The following is a 19,336-nucleotide window of genomic DNA, read 5'->3' on the forward strand; positions in this document are numbered from 1 at the left end:
CAGTTCGCGTAGTTTATTTGTGCAGGCTTTCACGGCTGACGAAGCGGCAGCGCAGGCCCAGCTTCGTGGCGGCGAGACGGCAGGCTTCACGGGCGGTGGCCTCGTTGACACCGGAAATTTCAAACAGCATGTGCCCTGGAAGGACCACAGCAACCCAGAATTCCGGGGAGCCTTTACCCTTACCCATTCGAACTTCAGGCGGACGCTGCGTGACGGGCTTGTGCGGGAAAATGCGGCAGAAGACCTTTCCTTTACGCTTCAAAAAGCGGGTGATGGCAACACGGCAGGCTTCAATGTGGATGTTTTTGATCCAGCCACGCTCAAGAGTCTGGAGACCGAAGTCACCAAAGTCCAGCTTGTTGCCGCTGGTGGCGTTGCCACCACGGTTGCCGCGCTGCGATTTGCGATATTTTACTCTGCTTGGAAGAAGGGCCATACGTCTAGGTCCGGTAAAAAGGGGTTAGTTCAGAAAAGTTGGGCAATTAAGCCTGGGCTGGAGCGGGTGCAGGAGCTGGGGCACCATAGCCACCACCACCTTGAGGTCCGCGGCGGTCACCACCACGGGGACCAGGAGCGCCTGGACGGCGATCACCACGGTCATCGCGGCGCGGGCGACGCTCGCCGGAAGGGCGGGACACGCCTTCAGGAGCATTACCACGGTTCATCCAGCACTTCACGCCGATGATGCCATAAACGGTGCGGGCTTCAGCAAAGCCGTAGTCGATCGGGATACGAAGCGTCTGAAGGGGCACCTTGCCCTGGCGGTACCACTCGGCGCGGGCAATGTCAGCACCACCGAGACGGCCGGCGCAGCGGAGACGGATGCCGTCAGCACCCATGTCCATGGCGGTCTGCACGGAGCGCTTCATGGCGCGGCGGAAGGAAATACGGCGCTCAAGCTGAACGGCCACAGCTTCTGCGACGAGTTGGGCGTCGAGTTCTGGCTGCTTGATTTCGAAGATGTCGATCTTGACCTGTTTGCCACCGCACATTTCGGAGACCTTCTGGCTCATCACGTCGATTTCCTGACCTTTGCGGCCAATGACGAGACCTGGGCGGGCCGTGTGAAGGGTCACACGCACCTGGTTCCAAGCGCGCTCGATGACGATCTTGGAGATGGCGGCCTGCATGAGCTTTTCCTTGAGGTAAGCACGGATGGCAAGATCGCTGTGGAGCGAGTCTGCGTATTCTTTTTCAGGTGCGTACCACTTGGAGCGCCAGTCTTTGGTGACTGCAAGGCGGAAGCCGATCGGATTTACTTTCTGTCCCATAAAGTGAAGAGGTGCGGTTGGGTGGCGTTGCGGTTATTCAGAAGCTTTCTTGGCCTTGGCTGCCTTCTTGACGGCAGGAGCGTTGCGGCGGGCGGATTTCGGGGCCTTCTTTTCACCTTCGGCCTTGGCTTCTTCAGCCTTCGGCGCGCCGATGATGACGGTGATGTGGGTCATGCGCTTCTTGATCGGAGCTGCAGAACCGCGGGCGCGTGGCATGATGCGGCTCAGTGCAGGTCCCGGTGTGGCAACTGCGGACTGAACGATGAACTCGGAGGCATCCTGCTCATGGTTGTTCTCCGCATTGGCAATCGCCGAACGAAGGGTTTTGCCAACAAGGAAGGCGGCTTTCTTTGGAGTGAAGTCGAGAACGCTCAGCGCCTGGGAAACTGGCATGCCGGTGATGGCACGTGTGACCTGGCGGGCTTTCTGCGAGGAGATCCTGGCGTATTTGAGGACGGAGCGGACGGACATAAAGCGAGGGGGGGTTCTTGACTTCGTTAGAGAGATTTGTTGAGATCGACGCGACCCCGGTCACCGACACGGACGGGATCATTGGCAGTGGCCAGTTCTTGGACCACAGCGCCACAAACTGAGTTGCGGACTTCGGTGACGAGGACTTTGGCGATGGGCTTGTCTTCGCGGTAAATTTCAAAAGGCATTCCTGGCTTCACGCCGTCCTTGGCACCAATGGAGAGAACGGCAATGCCAAGTTCTGTCTTCAGGCTCACAACACGCGCGTTTTGCAGATCACCCACGGCCTGACCGCTCTGTCCACCACCAGCTTTGACAAGGGCGGCATCAGCGGCGGTGATGGCCTTGTTAAGTCGGTCAGCGGCGGCTGGATCAGCGCTCTGTGCGCTTTTCATCAGCCCCATTCCAGATTCAGCCAGTTCAATCAGAGCGTTGGAAAGTTCGTCCCGCTGCTCTTTCATGATGCGCAAGTCGCTGAGTGCGGCGAGCAGGCGCTCCTGTGTTTGGTCTTTGTTGTTTTCAAGCGCCCCAACTCCCAGTCCTTCGAGAAGACCACGCAGCTTCTCGTAGCGGTCTTTGAGCTCGTTGGATTCGGCGTTGGCAGCCGCTGCACTCTGCGCAAGAGCGTCATTCTTGTCCTTGGCGGCAAGAAGCTGAGCATCCTGTGCCTGGATCTTGGCAGCGGCAACTTGAAGCGAGATGTGAAGCTCCTGGTTTTCGAGCCTGTCATCCGCGCGCACTCCGGCCACACCCGCTGCAACAAGCAGCGAGAGCGTGGTGAAAGTGATGGAAGCGCGGAGTGACATGTCGGTGCCAGGGGCTCAGGAATTACTTGGCAGCCTTGACGGTGACGGCACCGTGAGACTTGAACATACGGGTCAGGGCAAACTCGCCCAACCGATGCCCCACCATGTTTTCCGTCACATAGACAGAGACGAAGTCTTTGCCGTTGTGAACAAGGAAGGTGTGACCGACAAGGTCAGGAGTGACCATGGAGGAACGGGCCCAGGTCTTGATGGGGCGTTTCTGCTTGGCATCGTTGAGCTTGTCCACCTTGTCGAGGAGAGCTTGCTGAACGAACGGGCCTTTTTTGAGTGAGCGTGCCATGTGATTGCTGGAATGAGGAATGGATTACTTCTTGGCGTGACGGCTCTGGATGATGAGCTTGTTCGTAGCCTTCTTCTTGTTGCGGGTCTTCTCACCTTTGGCGTGACCCCAAGGGCTCAGCAGATGCTGACGACCACCACCGGACTTGGAACGACCTTCACCACCACCGTTCGGATGGTCAATCGGGTTCATACACATACCACGGACGGTTGGGCGTGTGCCCTGCCAGCGTGTGCGGCCAGCCTTGGCGCTGACGACGTTCATGTGTTCCACATTGCCAACCTGACCGATCGTTGCGTAGCAAACGGCAAGGATCTTGCGGATTTCTCCGGATGGCATGCGCACCAGGGCGAAGTCACCTTCACGGTTGGAGAGCACTGCAGCCTGACCGGCGGCACGTGCGACGACGCCACCTTTTCCAGGCGAGAGTTCGATGTTGTGGATCGAAGTTCCGAGAGGGATCTTGCTCAGAGGAAGCGCGTTTCCGACTTCAGGAGCAGCCTTTTCACCAGCCATGACCAAGGCGCCCACTGCGAGGGCGTTTGGAGCAAGGATGTAAGCACGCTGGCCGTCTTTGTACTCGACAAGCGCGATGCGGGCAGAACGGTTGGGATCGTACTCGATGCCGACCACCTTGGCAGCTTCATCACGGCGGGAGCGTTTGAAATCGATGAGACGGTAACGCTTGTCGTGACCACCGCCGATATGACGGCAGGTGATACGGCCAGTGTTGTTACGGCCACCGGATTTACGGAGAGCCACGGTGAGGCTTTTCTCCGGGGAATGCTTGGTGATCTCCTCGAAGGAGTTCCACTCTTTGTAGCGATTGGTGGGCGTGGTAGGCTTGAATGTTTTCAGCGCCATGACGGTAAAATGAGTTAAAGGGTTGCGTGCCTGGGTTTACGCGAGGTCGAACTTCTCACCGTCCTTAAGGCGGACGATGGCTTTCTTCCAGTGGTTGGTGCGGCCGTAATCGGCGCGGCGCTCACGACGGGCCTTCCCGTCATAGTTCGCAGTGCGGACACCGGTGACTTTTTTGCCAAAGAGCTTTTCTATGGCCTGCTTGATGTCGATCTTGGTAGCCTCGACGTCGACGGAGAACACGTACTCGTTGTTTTTTTCGCCCAGCAGCGTGGCTTTTTCGCTGAGACGGATGGTTTTGATGACTTTATGAAGGTCTTTCATGATCAGGCGGTCCTCTTGGCAAGGGTTTCAAGGGCGTCACCGGTCACCACAACGCTGCGATAGCGCAGAAGGTGCTCGGCATTCACTTCGTCAGCGGAGATAAGCTGAACGTTCTGGACATTGCGGCCGGCGCGGAAGGTGAGCTCATCAAAGCCTTTGCCGATGAGGAGCACGTTTTTCGCGGTGGTAAGGCCATTGACAGCAGCGATGAAGCTCTTGGTCTTGCCATCAGCCACGGCGAAGCTCGCGGTGGTAAGCACTTCCCCGTCCAGGATGCGGGCGGTCAGAGCGGCACGAAGAGCAAGCTTGCGGGTGTTCTTGGTGGTTTTCTTGGCCCAAACCGTGGTGTTGCGTGGGCCGAAGACGACACCACCACCACTCCAGATGGGGGAACGCTTCGAACCCATACGGGCGTTGCCGGTTCCCTTCTGGTTCCAGAGCTTCTTGCCGGAGCCGGAAACTTCAGAGCGGTTCTTGGTGTGGGCATTGCCCTGGCGGCGGTTGGCGCGGTAGGCCACCAGCGTGTCGTTAAGAGCCTGGGAGCCTTTGTAGCCCTCGGTCAGTTGAATGTTGGCCGCCTTGGCGGCGTCGGCTGAGAGAATGGTCGCGGACATGATTCAGTTCCTCGTGGTTATTTCTTGGCGACAGCCTTTTTGCCGGGGCGCACCACAACGATGCTGCCAGTGTTGCCGGGGAGGGCGCCTTTGATGAGCAGGATGCCTTCTTCAGGGCGGCTCTGCACGACAACCAGATTCTGCGTGGTGCAGCGCGTGGTGCCGTCGTGGCCGGGCATCTTCTGGTTCTTCCAAACGAGACCGGGAGTCAGACGGCAGCCGATGGAACCAGGACGACGATGCATCATGTGACCATGCGAAGCAGGCTGTCCGGCGAAATTCCAGCGTTTCACAACGCCCTGGAAGCCTTTGCCCTTGGTGTTGCCGATCACGTCAACCACCTGGCCGTTGCTGAAGATGCTGGCGTCGAGCTTCGCGTCAGCCGCAGGCAGCTGGTCGTCGCTGGCAAGACGGAATTCTTTGACGATGCGCTTGGCGGTCGTGCAGCCGTGTTTCTTGAAGTGTCCAAGAAGAGGCTTGCTGACGCGGGATTCTTTTTCCTGGTCACCGTAGCCCACCTGCACTGCGCTGTACTTGTCTTTGCCATCGCTGCGCTTCACCTGAATGATGGTGTTGCCGCTGACATCAACCACTGTGACCGAAATCGCGTCGCCTTTGGCGTCATAGACTTTGGTCATTCCGAGTTTTTTACCGATCAATCCGAGACTCATGAGTGTGTCCTCCTGTTTTTAAAAGTGATGAGACCAAGTTAGATCTTGATCGTGATGTCCACGCCGGAGGGAAGATTAAGCTTCTTCAGCTCGTCCACAGTGCGGGAGGTGGGATCCACAATGTCAAGCAGGCGCTTGTGCGTGCGGATTTCAAACTGGTCCATCGACTTCTTGTCGACGTGCGGAGAGCGGTTCACGGTGAACTTCTCAATGCGGGTCGGCAGCGGGATGGGGCCTGCGACGCGTGCGCCTGTGCGCTTCGCGGTTTCGACGATGTCTGCGGTGCTCTTGTCGAGCACGCGGTAGTCATAGGCGCGGAGGCGGATTCTGATGCGTTGATTTGTCATGACGTTGGTCCTTAGGGTAGGGTTTCAGTGCGCTTGGGCGTTATGCCTTGGAGCCTCCACGTTGCTCGACGATCTGCTCAACAATCTGCTGCGGCACCTGCTCGAAGTGAGAAGGCTGCATGGAGTAGCTGGCGCGGCCGGAGGAAAGGGTGCGGATGGCGGTGGAATAGCCAAACATTTCTGCGAGCGGCACTTCGGCACGCAGGATGGCGGTGGTGCCGCGGCTGTCCATGCCCTGGATCTTGCCACGACGGCGGTTCAAGTCGCCCATGATGTCGCCCTGATAGTCTTCAGGTGTGGAGGCTTCCACAGCCATGATCGGCTCAAGCAGGATGCACTTGGCTTTCTTGAGGGCGTCCTTCACGGCGAAGATACCAGCCATCTTGAAGGCGTTTTCGTTGGAGTCCACTTCGTGGCTCGAACCATCGACCAGGTCGATGTGCATGTCGATCACCGGATAGCCGGCGATGATGCCGTTCAGTGCGGCTTCGATACAGCCAGCCTTCGCAGGGTTGATGAATTCCTTCGGAATCGTACCACCGACCACCTTGTTTTCGACGACGATGCCGGAGCCCTTTTCACCAGGACGCACCTTGATGACCACGTGTCCATACTGACCACGACCACCGGACTGCTTGACCAGCTTGCCTTCGCCATCGGCTTCCTGTGTGAGGGTTTCGCGGTAGGCAATCTGAGGCTTGCCGGTGTTTGTTTCCACCTTGTGCTCGCGCTTGAGGCGGTCGCAAAGAATTTCCAAGTGAAGCTCGCCCATGCCAGCGATGATGGTCTGGCCGGTTTCTTCGTCGGTCTTGACGAAGAAAGTCGGATCTTCTTCGGAGAGACGCTGGAGGGCGTTGCCCATCTTTTCCTGGTCGCCTTTGGTCTTTGGCTCCACGGCCATCGAGATCACCGGTTCTGGGAAGGTCGGCGGCTCAAGCTGCACTTCGAGGCTTTCGTCGCAGAAAGTGTCGCCAGTGCGGACATCCTTCACACCCACGAGGGCGGCAATATCGCCAGAGTAGCAGGTGTCGATGTCCTTGTGCACCGCAGCCTGGATCTGAATCAAGCGGCCCACGCGCTCAGACTTGCGTGTGCGGGGATTGTAGATCGTGTCACCCTTGGAAACCTTGCCGGAGTAAACGCGGAAGAAGACGAGACGGCCAAACTTGTCCGACCACAGCTTGAAGCCGAGAGCGATGAACTTGCCGTTATCGTCAGGCTTGGCCTCGACGATGTTTTCGGGCTCATCCACCACAGTGCCCTTCTGGGCTTCGATGTCGAGCGGGCCCGGGAGGTAATCGATCACGGCGTCGATCAGATACTGAACGCCTTTGTTCTTGAAGGCGGAACCACCGGCCATCGGGATGATCTTGTTGGCGATCACTGCGCGGCGGAGGCCGGCCTTGAGTTCTTTCGGACCGATGGGCTGTTCTTCGAGGAACATCATGCCCAGCTCTTCATCAGCGCTGCAGACGGCATCGAGGAGCTCATCATAGGCTGCCTTGGCAGTGGCGACTTCGTCACCTTCCAGTTCACGCACGGTGTACTTGGAGCCAAACTTTTCGTCATCAGAGTAGATGATGGACTTCTGGTTGACCACGTCGATCTGGCCGATCAGATTTTCTTCAGCACCGATCGGGATCAGGATCGGGAAAGCAGGAGCGCCGAGCTTGGTGCGGACGTCCTTCACCACGTTGAAGAAGTTGGCGCCGGTGCGGTCCATCTTGTTCACGAAGGCGATACGGGGCACACCATACTTTTCAGCCTGGCGGTACACCGTTTCAGACTGGGGCTGCACGCCCGCCACGCCGCAAAGCACGAAGATCGCACCGTCGAGCACGCGGAGGGAACGTTCCACTTCAGCGGTGAAGTCCACGTGTCCTGGGGTGTCGATGATGTTGACGCGGATGTCTTCGAGTTCGCGGGACTTGTAGATGCCAGCTTCCTTGAGCTGCTTCCACTTGGCGGTCACAGCAGCGGAGGTGATGGTGATACCACGTTCCTTTTCCTGCTCCATCCAGTCGGTGGTGGCAGCGCCGTCATGCACTTCACCGATCTTGTGGATCATGCCCGTGTAGAACAAAATACGCTCGGTCAGGGTCGTCTTGCCCGCGTCGATGTGGGCGCAGATCCCGATGTTACGGGTACGCTCAAGTGGGAATTCGCGGTTGGGGGAGTTGGGGTTCGACATGGGTCGGAAAAAACGTGAAGTGGACGGAAAAGGTGAAGTGGGAGCGATTAGAAGCGGAAGTGGGCGAAGGCGCGGTTGGCCTGAGCCTGCTTGTGGACGTCGTCACGCTTGCGGACGGCGTTCCCCTGCCCTTGCGCGGCGTCCTTCAGCTCATTGGCCAGGGCGCGGTGCATTGCCTGACCTTTGCGGCCACGGGCAAAACCGACGATCCAGCGCATGGCCAGGGACTCCTGACGGCGTGGGGAAACTTCAAGTGGGACCTGGTAGGTGGCGCCACCGACACGACGAGCCTTGACTTCGACACGTGGCTTGGTGTTCTCAATCGCACGATTGAAGAGCTCCAGAGGATCGACGCTGTCGGTCTTGTCGTTGAGCGTCTCAATGGCGGAATAAACGATGCGCTCTGCGAGCGACTTCTTGCCATCAAGCATGATGTTGCTGATGAGCGTTGCAACGAGTTCGCTGTCGTAACGGCTGTCCTTGCGGGCTTCTTTGGTGTAAACGCGTTTTCTGCGGGCCATGGCTTGATGAGATAAAGAGTGAGATCAGCGGAAATTATTTCTTCTTCGCAGTAGCGGCGGCAGCACCTGCCTTTGGACGCTTTGCACCGTACTTGGAACGGCCACGACGACGGGCATCAACGCCAAGGCAGTCAAGGGTGCCGCGGACGATGTGATAGCGCACACCGGGCAAGTCTTTCACACGACCACCACGGACGAGCACAATGCTGTGTTCCTGAAGATTGTGACCTTCACCGCCGATATAGGCGATGACTTCGTAGCCATTGGTCAGACGCACTTTGGCCACCTTACGCAGAGCGGAGTTTGGCTTTTTGGGGGTGCGGGTCATCACCTGGAGGCAGACGCCACGACGCTGCGGGCACTTGGCAAGCGCAGGAGACTTCGACTTTACCGCTTTGTCTTTGCGGCCGTGTCTGACGAGTTGATTGATGGTGGGCATGGTGTGAAAGAGCTGTGAACCTCGGCTTTGTTCGTAGCCAGTTTCGGGGGACAGCGCGCCATGCTCACATTGAGCATACGCAGACTTTTCCGGTTCTGGTTCCGATAATGAAGAGCCTCCGTGGAGGATCTTGATTTGCCAGCTTCGTGGGGGAAGGCTGGGCCTTGGGAGCGCGCATCTTGGCGAGTCCTGCTCACCCCGCAAGCGGTATTTCGATCTTTTTGCAATAATTATTCACATTGCCTCTCACTTGTTAACGCATTCTCACACAAAAAAGCTCATCCAAGGGCATTAATCCCATGTATTTGCATCGTCATCACTTCACGCCACACTGGCATCATGCGCACGCTTCTCTGCCTCTTTGTTCTTTTGCTGCACCCCCTCCCAGCCCAGCAGCAGCCAGCCCCAGCGGAGCGCAAGCTGGAGTCCCTTCTCCTCATGCCGGAGCCCAAAGCCTTGCGCGGCGCCTATTCCATCACTCTGCCCAATTCCAAGCGCACCGTTTTCACCTGCTATCGTGAGAGCACCGAGGCCTTCAACGGTGTTGAGGCCTACACACCTGAGGCCTTCGCCAAGCTGGGCCTCAGTGTCGAATCCTTCGCAGCGCGTGCCAAAACCGCTGCAGACAAGCGCCTCCTCCAGCTCAAGCCGGAACTCATCAAGGGCGAAGACGGCAGGATCGCCTACGCTGTTTATCGTGGTGAGTCACCGCTCTTCGCCACCCTGATCATCGCCCCTTCCCTGCCAAAAATTTTCGCAGACCTGTTTGGCCAGGAAGTCTGGGCCGCCACCCCTGACCGCCACTCCCTCTACATATTTCCAGCAAAGGCTGAGCTGGTTGATGAGTTTGCCGCCGATCTTGCCGAGCGCTACGCCTCTGATGCCTATGCGGCCAGCTGTGAAATTTTTGCGCTCAAGTCGGGCACAGAACCTCGGGTGATAGCCTCCTTTGCTGGGGATGAATAGCTCCGCAGCTTACCCGCAGCAGGCTCCTCCGCCTGTTTTTTGAACAGCCTCCCAACTCTTGGATGCCATATCAGGGCAACCAATGCCCTGATTCATTCAAAACCAGTGATATAGGATCACCGAAATCCGAAAGGCAATCATGACGCGCAAGCATCTTGAAAACCTTTTCTCCCAACTTCCCCCTGCCAGCGCCAGCATTACACCCTTCGTGAATATCGCTCACCAGGCCGTCTCCATGACCTACTCCGAGCATGATCAACCGGAGCCAGGAGAAAAGCCAGCACACCTCACGGCCCGTCAAAAACGAGGCCACCATCCTCCGTCGCCTCCTTAGCCGCACCCTTCTTATGCTCCAGCCCCTCCGCTCGGCGGCGGCGGGCCTCAGCAAAAAATTCCTTCAGAATGCGGACACAGTCGTCATTCAGCACCCCGGCGGTGATTTCCGTGCGGTGATTGAGATTCGGTGCCTGGAGGAGGTTCCAAAAACCACCCGCGGCACCACCCTTGACATCCGGACAGCCAAAAATGACGCGGCGCACCCGGCAGTGCATGATCGCCCCCGCACACATGGGACAGGGCTCTTTGGTCACATACAGGTCACAGTCGGTCAGTCGCCAGTCGCCCAGGGCGCTTTCAGCCTGGGTGAGCGCCAGCATTTCCGCGTGGGCTGTGGCGTCTTTCAGCGTCTCCACCTGGTTCCACGCGCGGCCGACGATGCTGCCCTGGTGCACGATGACAGCCCCGATGGGCACCTCATCCTGTTTCGCCGCCTTGCGTGCCTGGCGCAGCGCCTCGCGCATGAAATGTTCGTCGTCGTAGGGATTGATGATCAGGGGGTCAGTCACACAGGTTCATTAAACGCGCTCCAGCATAACTCAAACCTTGAACTTTAAACCCGGAACCTTATCTCAGCCCCATGCATCACTCGACGAACCTCATCCTCCCTTCCCTGCTGGCTGCCGACTGGTCCAAGATCGACCTCGAAGTCAGGCGCGCCTCCGCCGCCGGAGCCCAGTGGCTGCACTTGGACGTGATGGACGGGAACTTCGTGGACAACATCTCCTTCGGCCCGCAGATGGTGCAGACCGTGCGCAAATGCACCGACATGTACTTGGATGTTCACCTCATGATCCACCGCCCGGACCATTACCTGGAGCGTTTCATCAAGGCTGGAGCCCAAAACATCACCATCCATGTCGAGGCAAACTACGACACCAGCGTCGCCGAAACCCTGAAACGCATCCGCGCGGCGGGTCTCCACTGCGGCCTGGCCCTGCACCCGAGTACCCCGTTTGAGGCCGCCCTGCCTTTTGTCCGCGACATTGACCTTCTTCTGGTCATGACCGTGGTGCCCGGCTTCGGCGGCCAGCCCTTCATGGAAAAGGAAACCATGCCAAAGCTCGCTGCAGCACGCGACTACCGCGCCGCCCACGGCCTGAACTACCACCTCGAAGTGGACGGCGGCATTTACACAAGCACCGCCCCCATCGCCAAAAAGAACGGCGCCAACCTCTTCGTCTGCGGCACCTCCTCCTTCGGCCCGCCGGACATGGAGCAGTCCATGCGCGAGCTCGCGGCATCGGTAGCCTAAACTGAGACGCACCCCGCTGCTTCACGCCCAGGAAACCAGGCCTGTCGCCAGTCAGCACCCAAAATAAAAAGGGCAGGACTCAAGTCCTGCCCTTCGTGATCTATGGGAGACAACTACTCCAGAGGCGGCGTTGGGGCCAGCTTCACAGGGGGAGCCTGCTGGCTGTGATTTTCCCCATGATGATCGTCGTCATCATGATGATCGTCGTGCTCATCATGCTTGTCCTCACGCGGGTCATGCCCTTCGTGGTGGATGATGTCGCTGTGCTCAGTCACACCTTTGAGGTGCGTCTTGAACTTGCGGTGGCGCTGACGCTCCGGCAAAGGACTGAGCTGCATGTTGATGTTACGGCCCGCCATGCGCGGATCCTGATCCACATGCCCCATGGTCAGAAGGTCTTCCTTGATCTTCTTGGCCAGCTGGTGCCCGAGCTCCTGATGCGCCATCTGGCGCCCGCGGAACTGGAGCTGGATGCGCACTTTGTGCCCTTCCGCCAGGAAGTCCTCGGCATGCGTGATCTTGATCAGGTAATCGTGAGGGTCGATGCCGATGCGGAATTTCATTTCCTTCACCTTGCCGCCCTTCTGATGCTTGTGGGCCTCCTTCTTGTGCTTCTCCTGAATGTACTTGTATTTGCCGTAATTGACAATCTTGCACACGGGCGGGTCAGCGTTCGGAGCCACCTCGACCAGATCCAGTCCACGCTCTTTGGCGATCCGAATGGCCTGCGCCGTGGGGATCACCCCCAGCTGATGATGACCATCCTCCTCGACCACACGCACCTTCGGCGCGCGAATGCGCTCATTCACACGGGTTTGATCGACAAAACGGCCGTTCGGACGATCCCGTCCGCCTGGACGATTGCCACCGCCGGGGCGAAAGCCACCACCAGATCCTTGATAGCCACCGGCCGGACGCGGAGGCCCTGAAGGACGGGGGGCGCCCATGGGTGGTCCGGCTGGACGCGGCGCTGAATTAGGGGGGCCTGCCTGGCCCGCAGGCCTCGGCGGGCCTCCGGTGCCTTGGTTTTGCTGGGGACGTGGCGCAAAACTGCCGCCGCTCAACTGCTGGAATGGATTGCTTATGGGATACCTCCGGGTGTGTTCGAAACTCCAGGCCGCCTTGTGGCAGACACCTGGAAAAGGGTTGTGATGAGACGCGCTGTAAAAAACATCATATCAGCACGGACTCGGTTCCGGCATGCACGCGTCACCTGCCGCCCGTTCATGCGGGGTATGTGTACGCGACAAAGAAAAAAACATGCGGAGAAAGTCAGATTAAAGCGCTTTCAGTGGAAAGCCGTTGGCAGAGTCATGGACTCAAACGCTGCATATAGGTAACGACTTTCATGAGATTCAGCAAGCCGATTTATTGCCACTCAACATTTCCTAGTGGTCTTTGCCACAGACCTGGCACATAAACCGGTTCCCCCGGTGAGGGATTTCGTAGCTTTTTCCACCACAAAACGGGCAGGTCACCGCCACGCAGCTGCGCACAATTCGCCGGGTGATCATGCCGACCACCAGCGCTCCCACCAGCATCGTCACCAGGGGCGGGATGTGATGGCGCTCCAGCCAGCTCCAGATCAGCCAGATGAACCCGCAAAAAAACCCGCTGGCGACAACAGGCCCAAAAAAGCTGAGGACAAAATGGCGCGAGGAGCTCATGCGAGCGCAAACTGTTCACCCCAGCACGGCTTTCTGCAAGCCTGCACGCATGGCTTCCAGCGGGGCTGGCCGGTCAAACCAGTGCTCGAAGGAGATGGCCCCCTGATGCAGCAGGAGTGAAAGCCCGTCCACTGTCCTCGCCCCTGCCTCCCTGGCATCCGCCAGCAGCGGGGTGCAGCCATCGGCGCGATAGACCATGTCAAAAACAAGGTGGTCTGCCCTCAGCACACCTTCGGGCAGCAGCCTGGCGTCACTAGGCTTCATTCCTAATGAAGTGGCATTCACGATCAAATCGACCTCTGCCAGCGCTCTTGCCAGCGCATCATCACTCCATGACGCCACAGTCGCCTCAGGGCAGCAGCCCAGCGTGCCAATCTCAGCTGCCACAGCCTCAGCCTTAGCCTGCGAGCGGTTCACCAAAACCAGTTTTGGGCAGCCCCTTAGTGCACTCTGCACCGCCACCGCACGCCCGGCACCGCCACCTGCACCGATGATGAGCACCCGCAGGTCTTTGATATCTGCACCAAACGCTTCCTTCACACTGCGGAGAAAGCCGGGGCCGTCACTGTTGTAGCCGTGGAGAGTGCCCTCGCGAATGGCCAGCGTGTTCACCGCACCGAGCTGGCGCGCCAGCGGATCGAGCACGTCCACCGCATCCAAAGCTTCAAACTTGTGCGGGATGGTGATATTGACGCCGAGGAAGCCGCAAGCGGCAAACTGGCGAAAGGCCTGCGCCACGCTGCCCACGGGCACCTGCACGCGGATGTATTGCGCGTCGATGCCGCAGGCCTGCAGCGCCGGGTTGTGCATCTGCGGACTGCGCGAGTGGCCGATAGGGTCCCCGATCACCGCCAGACGGGCAGGCGGCGTGAAGCGCCCGGCCGCTGCGTTCCAGTTCATCAAATCTTCGAATGATAAAAAATCTCCCACGTCCCAGACATGCCGCAGAACCACGGGCTGTCAAAGCTGCCCGCAATTTTCCCGCTCGACATCCCGTTCCATCCGCGCTGCAATCAGCTGCACAGCCCCCTCCCAACCAACCATCCCCTCATGCGACTTTTCTTTCCTCTTCTCACGCTCACCGTCACAGCCGCCCTGTTCCTCGCCCAGGCCGCCGACACCGCCGTCAAGCCGCTGCGAGTCCTCATAGTCGCCGGAGGCTGCTGCCATGAATACGACAAGCAGCACCTCGTGCTCAAGGAAGGCATCGAAGCCCGTCTGAACGCCATTGTCGATGTCGCCTACAATCCCGACAAAACCACCAAGGCCACCTTTGAAATCTACAAGGCCAAGGACTGGGCCAAGGATTTTGACGTCATCGTCCACGATGAATGCAGCGCCGATGTGACCGACCCTGCCTACGTCGGTGCCATTCTGGACGCGCACAAAGCTGGCAAGCCCGCCGTGAATCTGCACTGCGCCATGCACAGCTACCGCTGGGGCAATTTCCGCGAGCCCGTGAAGGCTGGCGCGGACAACGCCGGCTGGTACGAGATGCTGGGCCTCCAGTCCACCGGCCACGGCCCGCAGGAGCCCATCGCCATCACCTTCACAGACAAGAACCACCCCATCACCCAGGGCATGGCAGACTGGACCACCATCAAGGAGGAACTCTACAACAACGTGCAGATTCTCACCGGCAAGGCTCTGGCCACCGGGGTGCAGATCGTGCCGCCAAAGGCCAAAAAAGGCGAAACGCTGCCTCCCGATGCCAAGCCCACGGAAGCCACCAGCGTGGTCGCCTGGACCAACGAATACGGCCCGAACAAGACCAAGATCTTCAGCACCACCATCGGCCACAACACCGCCACCGTCTCAGACACCCGCTACCTCGACCTCGTGACCCGTGCCATCCTCTGGACCACCGGCCACATCAACGAGAACGGCAAGGCCGAGCCGGGATATGGAAAATAAGACTTCCCATGGTTAGCTTTGCAAATGCCCGGTGGTTATCCCTCCGGGCATTTTGCTTTTTTACGCCACAAATCTTAACTTCTGCCCCCTTGCAGCGTTCTACTTGCCTTCCCATGCGCCACATCTTTGCTCCAGCTCTCGCTCTTGCATTCTCGTTTCAAGCTCACGGCGACCCCGGACATTCCGCCAACGGTGAGGCCTTCAATGAGGGGCCCCGCCAGGCGGCGGTGTTCATTCCCGGCTGCGGAGATGCGGTGCATTTCCCCATCAGCTCCAAGAACCCGGACGCGCAGAAGTTCTTCACCCAGGGCGTCGGCCAGCTCCACGGCTTCTGGTATTATGAGGCCGAGCGCTCCTTCCGTCAGGTGGCCGCCATCGACCCCGATTGCGCCATGGCCTACTGGGGCATGAGCATGGCCAACGTGAACAACGAGAAGCGCGCCAAAGCCTTCATCAAGAAAGCCTCCCCGCTCAAAGCCAAGGCCTCGCCACGCGAGCAAAAATGGATCGCAACCCTCGAAAATCTCTACCGCGACCCCGACAAACGCGACAAAAGGCAGAAGAGCCTCGACTGCATCAAGGACTTCGAGACCCTCGTGCAGGACGACCCCAAGGACATCGAAGCCAAGGCCTTCCTCGTCTGGCGCATCTGGTTCTCCCGCGAAGAGGCCCCCATGTCCAGCCTGCAGGCGGTCGATGCCCTGCTGGATCAGGTCTTCGCAGCCGTGCCGAACCACCCTGCGCACCACTACCGCATCCACCTGTGGGATCAGACCAAGCCCATATTCGCCCTCAAGTCGGGCGCGCTTTGCGGACAGGCCGCCCCTGGCATTGCCCATATGTGGCACATGCCCGGACACACCTTTTCCAAGCTGAAGCGCCCGGATGACGCCGCCTGGCAGCAGGAGGCCAGCACCCGCGTGGACCACGCCTACATGATCCGCACCTATATTTTGCCGGATCAGATACACAATTACGCTCACAACGAGGAGTGGCTCACCCGCACCTACAACGACCTCGGCCGCGCCAAAGACGCCGAGGCCCTGGCCCGCAGTCTCATCGCCATCCCCCGCCACCCCGTCTATAACACTCTGGATAAGCCCTCTACCTCCGCCAGCTACGGCCGCACCCGCTTGATCGAGACCCTCCTGAAATGGGAAAACTGGAATGAAGTCAAAGCCTTCACCCAGACACCTGTTGGCCAGGCCAGCCATGACATCACACGTCTGCACGCTATGGGGCTTGCCTGTTTTCAGCTCGGCGACGTGCCCGCCACCGCCGCAGCCTTGAAGCAACTCGAAGCCGTGGTCATACCGCCGCCTCCGAAGGCCGAGACTGACGACAAACAGGCCGCAGCACCTGCCAAGTCAGACTCCAAACCAGCGGCCCCGGAGACCAAGCCCAAAAAAAGCCCCAGGTCGGAAGTGAAGGCCAAAGCCAGTGCCATCGCCGAACTCAAGGCACTCGTGGCGCTTGGCAGCAAGGATGGCCCAATCCGCCGCGCCGAAACGAACAAACTGCTGGCAGACCTCAAGTCACTCGACATCCCCAAGGAACGTCTCGCCCGCTACTGGCTCATATTTGACGACAAGGTGCAGGCCGCTGAACTTACCAAGAGCTTCACCCAGGATCTCGTCGGCCTTGCCACGAAGACCGAAGTCCTCCAGGCCTGCGGCAAAACAGAGGAGGCTAAGAAAGCCTTCGAAGACACCCGCAAGCTGGCCTACGCCATGGATCGTGATCTGCCGATCGCCAAACGCCTCGACTCCCTCGCCAAATCCTTCGGCATCCAGAGCGACTGGCCTGCGCCAGCTCCAAAACGCACCGACAGCGGCATCCGGCCTGAAATCACCACGCTCGGCCCTGTCCACTGGAGTGCCCCCAAGGCTCCGGTTTTTGAAGCCCTGACGCTTGATGGCAACTCTGTGAAAAGCACCGACTTTACCGCCAAGAAGCCCACCCTCTTCCTTTTCTATCTCGGCCATGACTGCGGGCATTGCGTCGAGCAAATCCAGGCTTTCGCAAAGGCTGCCGCCGAATTCGACAAGGCGGGCATTCAACTCGTAGCCGTCACGCTCGAAACTCCGCAGGTCGCCACAGGCATTCGCCCCAAGCTCAACCTCAAAGCCGACCAGCCTCTCCCCTTCCCCATCCTGAGCGACGCCAGCCTTGCGGCCTTCAAAAAGGTGCGGGCTCACGACGACTTCGAAAACGAAAACCTGCATGCCACGATTCTCATCGACACGCAGGGCAGGCAGCGCTGGCAGGACATCAGCTGGGAGCCCTTCAAGGATGCCAAGTTCGCCCTGGAGGAATCCAAGCGCCTGCTGCAGCTCGACTCACCGGCAGCCTCCACTGCCCAGGCAGGCAAGTGAGCGGCTCGTGCATTTCGCTGATCCGTGACGTTGCCGCTTGTGGCATTCGCCGCTAAAGACTGCGCATGCTTTTCCCCCGCATATTTTTTCCGCTCGCAGCTGCCCTGGGCTCTCTTGTTCTGGCTGCGTGCCAGCTGCCTGCGCCGCAGGCTTATCAGCAGCAGCAGACAGCGCCGTCCTATCAGCCGCAGCAGGGGCCCTTCATGCTGGGGATCGATGTGCTGGAGTCGCGTGGCTTTGACCTGATCCGTGGCAAGCGGGTGGGTCTGATCACCAACCAGACGAGCATGACGGGACGCGGGGAGCGCACGCGGACGGCCATGCAACGCGGGCTGGGTCGGAATCTGGTGGCGCTGTATGCACCGGAGCATGGGATTGACGGCACCATCGGCGCGGGGCTGCATGTGAGTACGCGGCGTGACAATGTGACGGGCCTGACTGTGTACTCCCTCTACGGCCCGACGCGCAAGCCCACGCCAGCGATGCTGGCCCCCATCGATGTGCTGGTGTTTGACCTCCAGGACATTGGCTGCCGCAGCTACACCTACATCAGCACCATGATCGTGGCCATGGAGGCGGCGGCGGAATGCGGTAAGCAGTTTGTGGTGCTGGACCGGCCCAATCCGCTGGGCGGCTGGCGTGTGGAAGGACCGCCGCTGGAGTCCAAATGGAAATCCTTCGTGGGCCAGATCCCGGTGCCCTACGTACATGGCATGACGGCCGGTGAACTGGCCATGATGGCGTGCTCCCGCGGCTGGGTGGCGCGGGTGCCAAGGCTGGACGTGGTGAAAATGCAGGGCTGGAGCCGCGGCATGACGTGGCAGGACACGGGGCTGCGCTGGTACCAGACCTCCCCAAACATTCCACATGCCACCTCCCCTTTTTATTATTTGGCAACGGGCATCCTGGGCGGTGCGACTTCGGTGGACATCGGCATCGGCACGGAAAACCCCTTTGGCTACGCAGGTGGCAGCGGGGTAAATCCGCAGGCGCTGTATGCCTACTGCCAGCGGCTGAACACGCCCGGCGTGAGCTACTCACCTTATGCGAAGAATGGCTTTGGCGGGGTGCGCCTCAACATCTCCCCCCGTGCCACGGCAGACATCACCGCGCTGGATGTGCTGCTGCTGGCAGAGATCAACCGCCTCTCCGGTGGCAAGGTTATCGGCCGCATGGGAGGGTCCAAGCTGAACCTTTTTAACAAGGTGTATGGCAGCGAGTCCCTATACCACGACCTGCGGCGCGGCGTGCCGGCCATGAGCATCGTGTCGAGGTGGCAGAGCTACAATCAGGGCTTCCGCTCCCAGAGGCAGCGTTTCCTGCTTTATCCCTGACCACGCCAGCGGTAGCCCACACCGCGTACCGTCTCGATGATCTCCTCGCTCTCGCGCTCGATCTTCTTGCGCAGTTTGGCGATGTGCTGGTCCAGCGTGCGGCTTTCCGGCATGTAGTCGAGTCCCCAGCACACATCCAGCAGGGTGTCACGGCTGAGCACCTGCCCGGCGCGCTCATGCAGCAGTTTCAAAATGGACACCTCACGCGGGGTAAGGTCCATGCTTTCGCCCTCGCGCTGCGCACGGAGCTCTGCGGGCAGCACAGACAAGGAGCCCATCTGAAACCTGCCCACCGGAGACCTGGCCACCTGTGTGCGTCGCAGTGCGGAGCCGATGCGCGCAATGAGTTCGTGCTTGCCAAAGGGCTTGCGCACAAAGTCATCCGCCCCCAGACGCAGCCCGACGACGACATCGATTTCCTCGCTCTTGGCCGAGATAAACAAAACGGGCACTCCGGCATCCTCTGCGCGCACGCGGCGGCAGACTTCGTAGCCATCCATACCGGGCATCATGATGTCCAGGCACAGAAGGTCGGGTCGATGCTTGCGCCAAAGCATCAGTGCCTCTTCGCCATCACGCGCCAGCAATACGCGAAAGCCCTCCGGCTGCAAGCATGCGGCCAGGCTTTCGAGGGTGACGGGATCGTCTTCAGCAAGGAGGATGGTCATGGGT

General features: G+C 59.4%; 23 protein-coding genes. 5 read left to right on the forward strand and 18 right to left on the reverse strand.

Annotated elements, in window-relative coordinates:
• Positions 1 to 13: 13 nt before the first annotated feature.
• Genes rplP through rpsL form a run of 13 tightly spaced genes read right to left on the reverse strand, consistent with a single transcriptional unit; the run spans position 14 to position 8,817 of the window.
• Positions 14 to 436, reverse strand: coding sequence for a 50S ribosomal protein L16 (gene rplP, locus ACZ5WW_RS05505; protein WP_377166935.1), 423 nt, complete (start codon positions 434 to 436; stop codon positions 14 to 16).
• A 46-nt stretch (positions 437 to 482) separates the two neighbouring features.
• Complete coding sequence (gene rpsC, locus ACZ5WW_RS05510) at positions 483 to 1,271, reverse strand: 30S ribosomal protein S3 (protein ID WP_377166933.1); 789 nt, start codon at positions 1,269 to 1,271, stop codon at positions 483 to 485.
• A gap of 33 nt (positions 1,272 to 1,304) precedes the next feature.
• Complete coding sequence (gene rplV, locus ACZ5WW_RS05515) at positions 1,305 to 1,742, reverse strand: 50S ribosomal protein L22 (protein WP_377166931.1); 438 nt, start codon at positions 1,740 to 1,742, stop codon at positions 1,305 to 1,307.
• A gap of 26 nt (positions 1,743 to 1,768) precedes the next feature.
• Positions 1,769 to 2,548 carry a hypothetical protein gene (locus ACZ5WW_RS05520; RefSeq protein WP_377166929.1) on the reverse strand — a complete coding sequence of 260 codons (780 nt, stop codon included), beginning with the start codon at positions 2,546 to 2,548 and terminating at the stop codon, positions 1,769 to 1,771.
• Between the two features lie 22 nt (positions 2,549 to 2,570).
• Positions 2,571 to 2,849, reverse strand: coding sequence for a 30S ribosomal protein S19 (rpsS, locus tag ACZ5WW_RS05525; protein ID WP_377166927.1), 279 nt, complete (start codon positions 2,847 to 2,849; stop codon positions 2,571 to 2,573).
• Positions 2,850 to 2,873: 24 nt separating this feature from the next.
• Entirely contained in the window at positions 2,874 to 3,713 is an 840-nt protein-coding gene (gene rplB / locus ACZ5WW_RS05530) for a 50S ribosomal protein L2 (RefSeq protein ID WP_377166925.1), read from the reverse strand.
• Positions 3,714 to 3,749: 36 nt separating this feature from the next.
• Positions 3,750 to 4,034, reverse strand: a complete 285-nt coding sequence (rplW, locus tag ACZ5WW_RS05535; RefSeq protein WP_377166923.1) for a 50S ribosomal protein L23 — start codon at positions 4,032 to 4,034, stop codon at positions 3,750 to 3,752.
• Between the two features lie 2 nt (positions 4,035 to 4,036).
• On the reverse strand, positions 4,037 to 4,648 hold the full coding sequence (gene rplD / locus ACZ5WW_RS05540) for a 50S ribosomal protein L4 (protein WP_377166921.1): 612 nt from the start codon (positions 4,646 to 4,648) through the stop codon (positions 4,037 to 4,039).
• Positions 4,649 to 4,665: 17 nt separating this feature from the next.
• Entirely contained in the window at positions 4,666 to 5,319 is a 654-nt protein-coding gene (gene rplC / locus ACZ5WW_RS05545; protein ID WP_377166919.1) for a 50S ribosomal protein L3, read from the reverse strand.
• A gap of 38 nt (positions 5,320 to 5,357) precedes the next feature.
• A complete protein-coding gene (gene rpsJ / locus ACZ5WW_RS05550; protein WP_294398955.1) occupies positions 5,358 to 5,666 on the reverse strand; it encodes a 30S ribosomal protein S10 in 309 nt (102 codons plus the stop codon).
• 40 nt (positions 5,667 to 5,706) lie between these two features.
• The gene (fusA, locus tag ACZ5WW_RS05555) at positions 5,707 to 7,857 is read right to left on the reverse strand and encodes an elongation factor G (RefSeq protein ID WP_377166916.1); all 2,151 of its coding nucleotides are present in this window, start codon (positions 7,855 to 7,857) and stop codon (positions 5,707 to 5,709) included.
• A gap of 47 nt (positions 7,858 to 7,904) precedes the next feature.
• Complete coding sequence (rpsG, locus tag ACZ5WW_RS05560) at positions 7,905 to 8,378, reverse strand: 30S ribosomal protein S7 (RefSeq protein WP_377166914.1); 474 nt, start codon at positions 8,376 to 8,378, stop codon at positions 7,905 to 7,907.
• 34 nt (positions 8,379 to 8,412) lie between these two features.
• Entirely contained in the window at positions 8,413 to 8,817 is a 405-nt protein-coding gene (gene rpsL / locus ACZ5WW_RS05565) for a 30S ribosomal protein S12 (RefSeq protein WP_377166912.1), read from the reverse strand.
• A gap of 339 nt (positions 8,818 to 9,156) precedes the next feature.
• Between rpsL and ACZ5WW_RS05570 the strand changes: the two genes are divergently transcribed.
• Positions 9,157 to 9,783, forward strand: a complete 627-nt coding sequence (locus ACZ5WW_RS05570; protein WP_377166910.1) for a hypothetical protein — start codon at positions 9,157 to 9,159, stop codon at positions 9,781 to 9,783.
• A 287-nt stretch (positions 9,784 to 10,070) separates the two neighbouring features.
• Here ACZ5WW_RS05570 and tadA read toward each other — a convergent pair whose 3' ends face one another.
• Entirely contained in the window at positions 10,071 to 10,628 is a 558-nt protein-coding gene (gene tadA / locus ACZ5WW_RS05575; protein WP_377166908.1) for a tRNA adenosine(34) deaminase TadA, read from the reverse strand.
• Positions 10,629 to 10,699: 71 nt separating this feature from the next.
• Here tadA and rpe point away from each other — a divergent pair, with 71 nt between their 5' ends.
• Positions 10,700 to 11,374: a ribulose-phosphate 3-epimerase gene (gene rpe / locus ACZ5WW_RS05580; protein ID WP_377166906.1), complete on the forward strand. Its 675-nt coding sequence runs from the start codon at positions 10,700 to 10,702 to the stop codon at positions 11,372 to 11,374.
• Positions 11,375 to 11,487: 113 nt separating this feature from the next.
• Here the strand turns inward: rpe and infC are convergent, their stop codons facing one another.
• From infC to aroE, 3 genes are all read right to left on the reverse strand, one after another.
• Positions 11,488 to 12,321, reverse strand: coding sequence for a translation initiation factor IF-3 (infC, locus tag ACZ5WW_RS05585; RefSeq protein WP_377166904.1), 834 nt, complete (start codon positions 12,319 to 12,321; stop codon positions 11,488 to 11,490).
• A 441-nt stretch (positions 12,322 to 12,762) separates the two neighbouring features.
• Entirely contained in the window at positions 12,763 to 13,041 is a 279-nt protein-coding gene (locus ACZ5WW_RS05590) for a hypothetical protein (RefSeq protein WP_377166902.1), read from the reverse strand.
• A gap of 15 nt (positions 13,042 to 13,056) precedes the next feature.
• Entirely contained in the window at positions 13,057 to 13,941 is an 885-nt protein-coding gene (aroE, locus tag ACZ5WW_RS05595; protein WP_377166900.1) for a shikimate dehydrogenase, read from the reverse strand.
• Positions 13,942 to 14,091: 150 nt separating this feature from the next.
• Here aroE and ACZ5WW_RS05600 point away from each other — a divergent pair, with 150 nt between their 5' ends.
• The 3 genes from ACZ5WW_RS05600 (at position 14,092) to ACZ5WW_RS05610 (ending at position 18,664) form a co-directional block, all read left to right on the forward strand.
• Positions 14,092 to 14,955 (forward strand): ThuA domain-containing protein, encoded by an 864-nt coding sequence (locus tag ACZ5WW_RS05600; RefSeq protein WP_377166898.1) that lies wholly within the window; start codon positions 14,092 to 14,094, stop codon positions 14,953 to 14,955.
• Positions 14,956 to 15,068: 113 nt separating this feature from the next.
• On the forward strand, positions 15,069 to 17,330 hold the full coding sequence (locus ACZ5WW_RS05605; RefSeq protein ID WP_377166896.1) for a peroxiredoxin family protein: 2,262 nt from the start codon (positions 15,069 to 15,071) through the stop codon (positions 17,328 to 17,330).
• Between the two features lie 65 nt (positions 17,331 to 17,395).
• Positions 17,396 to 18,664: an exo-beta-N-acetylmuramidase NamZ family protein gene (locus ACZ5WW_RS05610; protein ID WP_377166894.1), complete on the forward strand. Its 1,269-nt coding sequence runs from the start codon at positions 17,396 to 17,398 to the stop codon at positions 18,662 to 18,664.
• Here ACZ5WW_RS05610 and ACZ5WW_RS05615 read toward each other — a convergent pair.
• The gene (locus tag ACZ5WW_RS05615; protein WP_377166892.1) at positions 18,655 to 19,332 is read right to left on the reverse strand and encodes a response regulator transcription factor; all 678 of its coding nucleotides are present in this window, start codon (positions 19,330 to 19,332) and stop codon (positions 18,655 to 18,657) included. The genes ACZ5WW_RS05610 and ACZ5WW_RS05615 overlap by 10 nt on opposite strands.
• Positions 19,333 to 19,336 lie beyond the last annotated feature (4 nt).

The sequence above is a fragment of the Prosthecobacter fluviatilis genome (assembly GCF_055388355.1).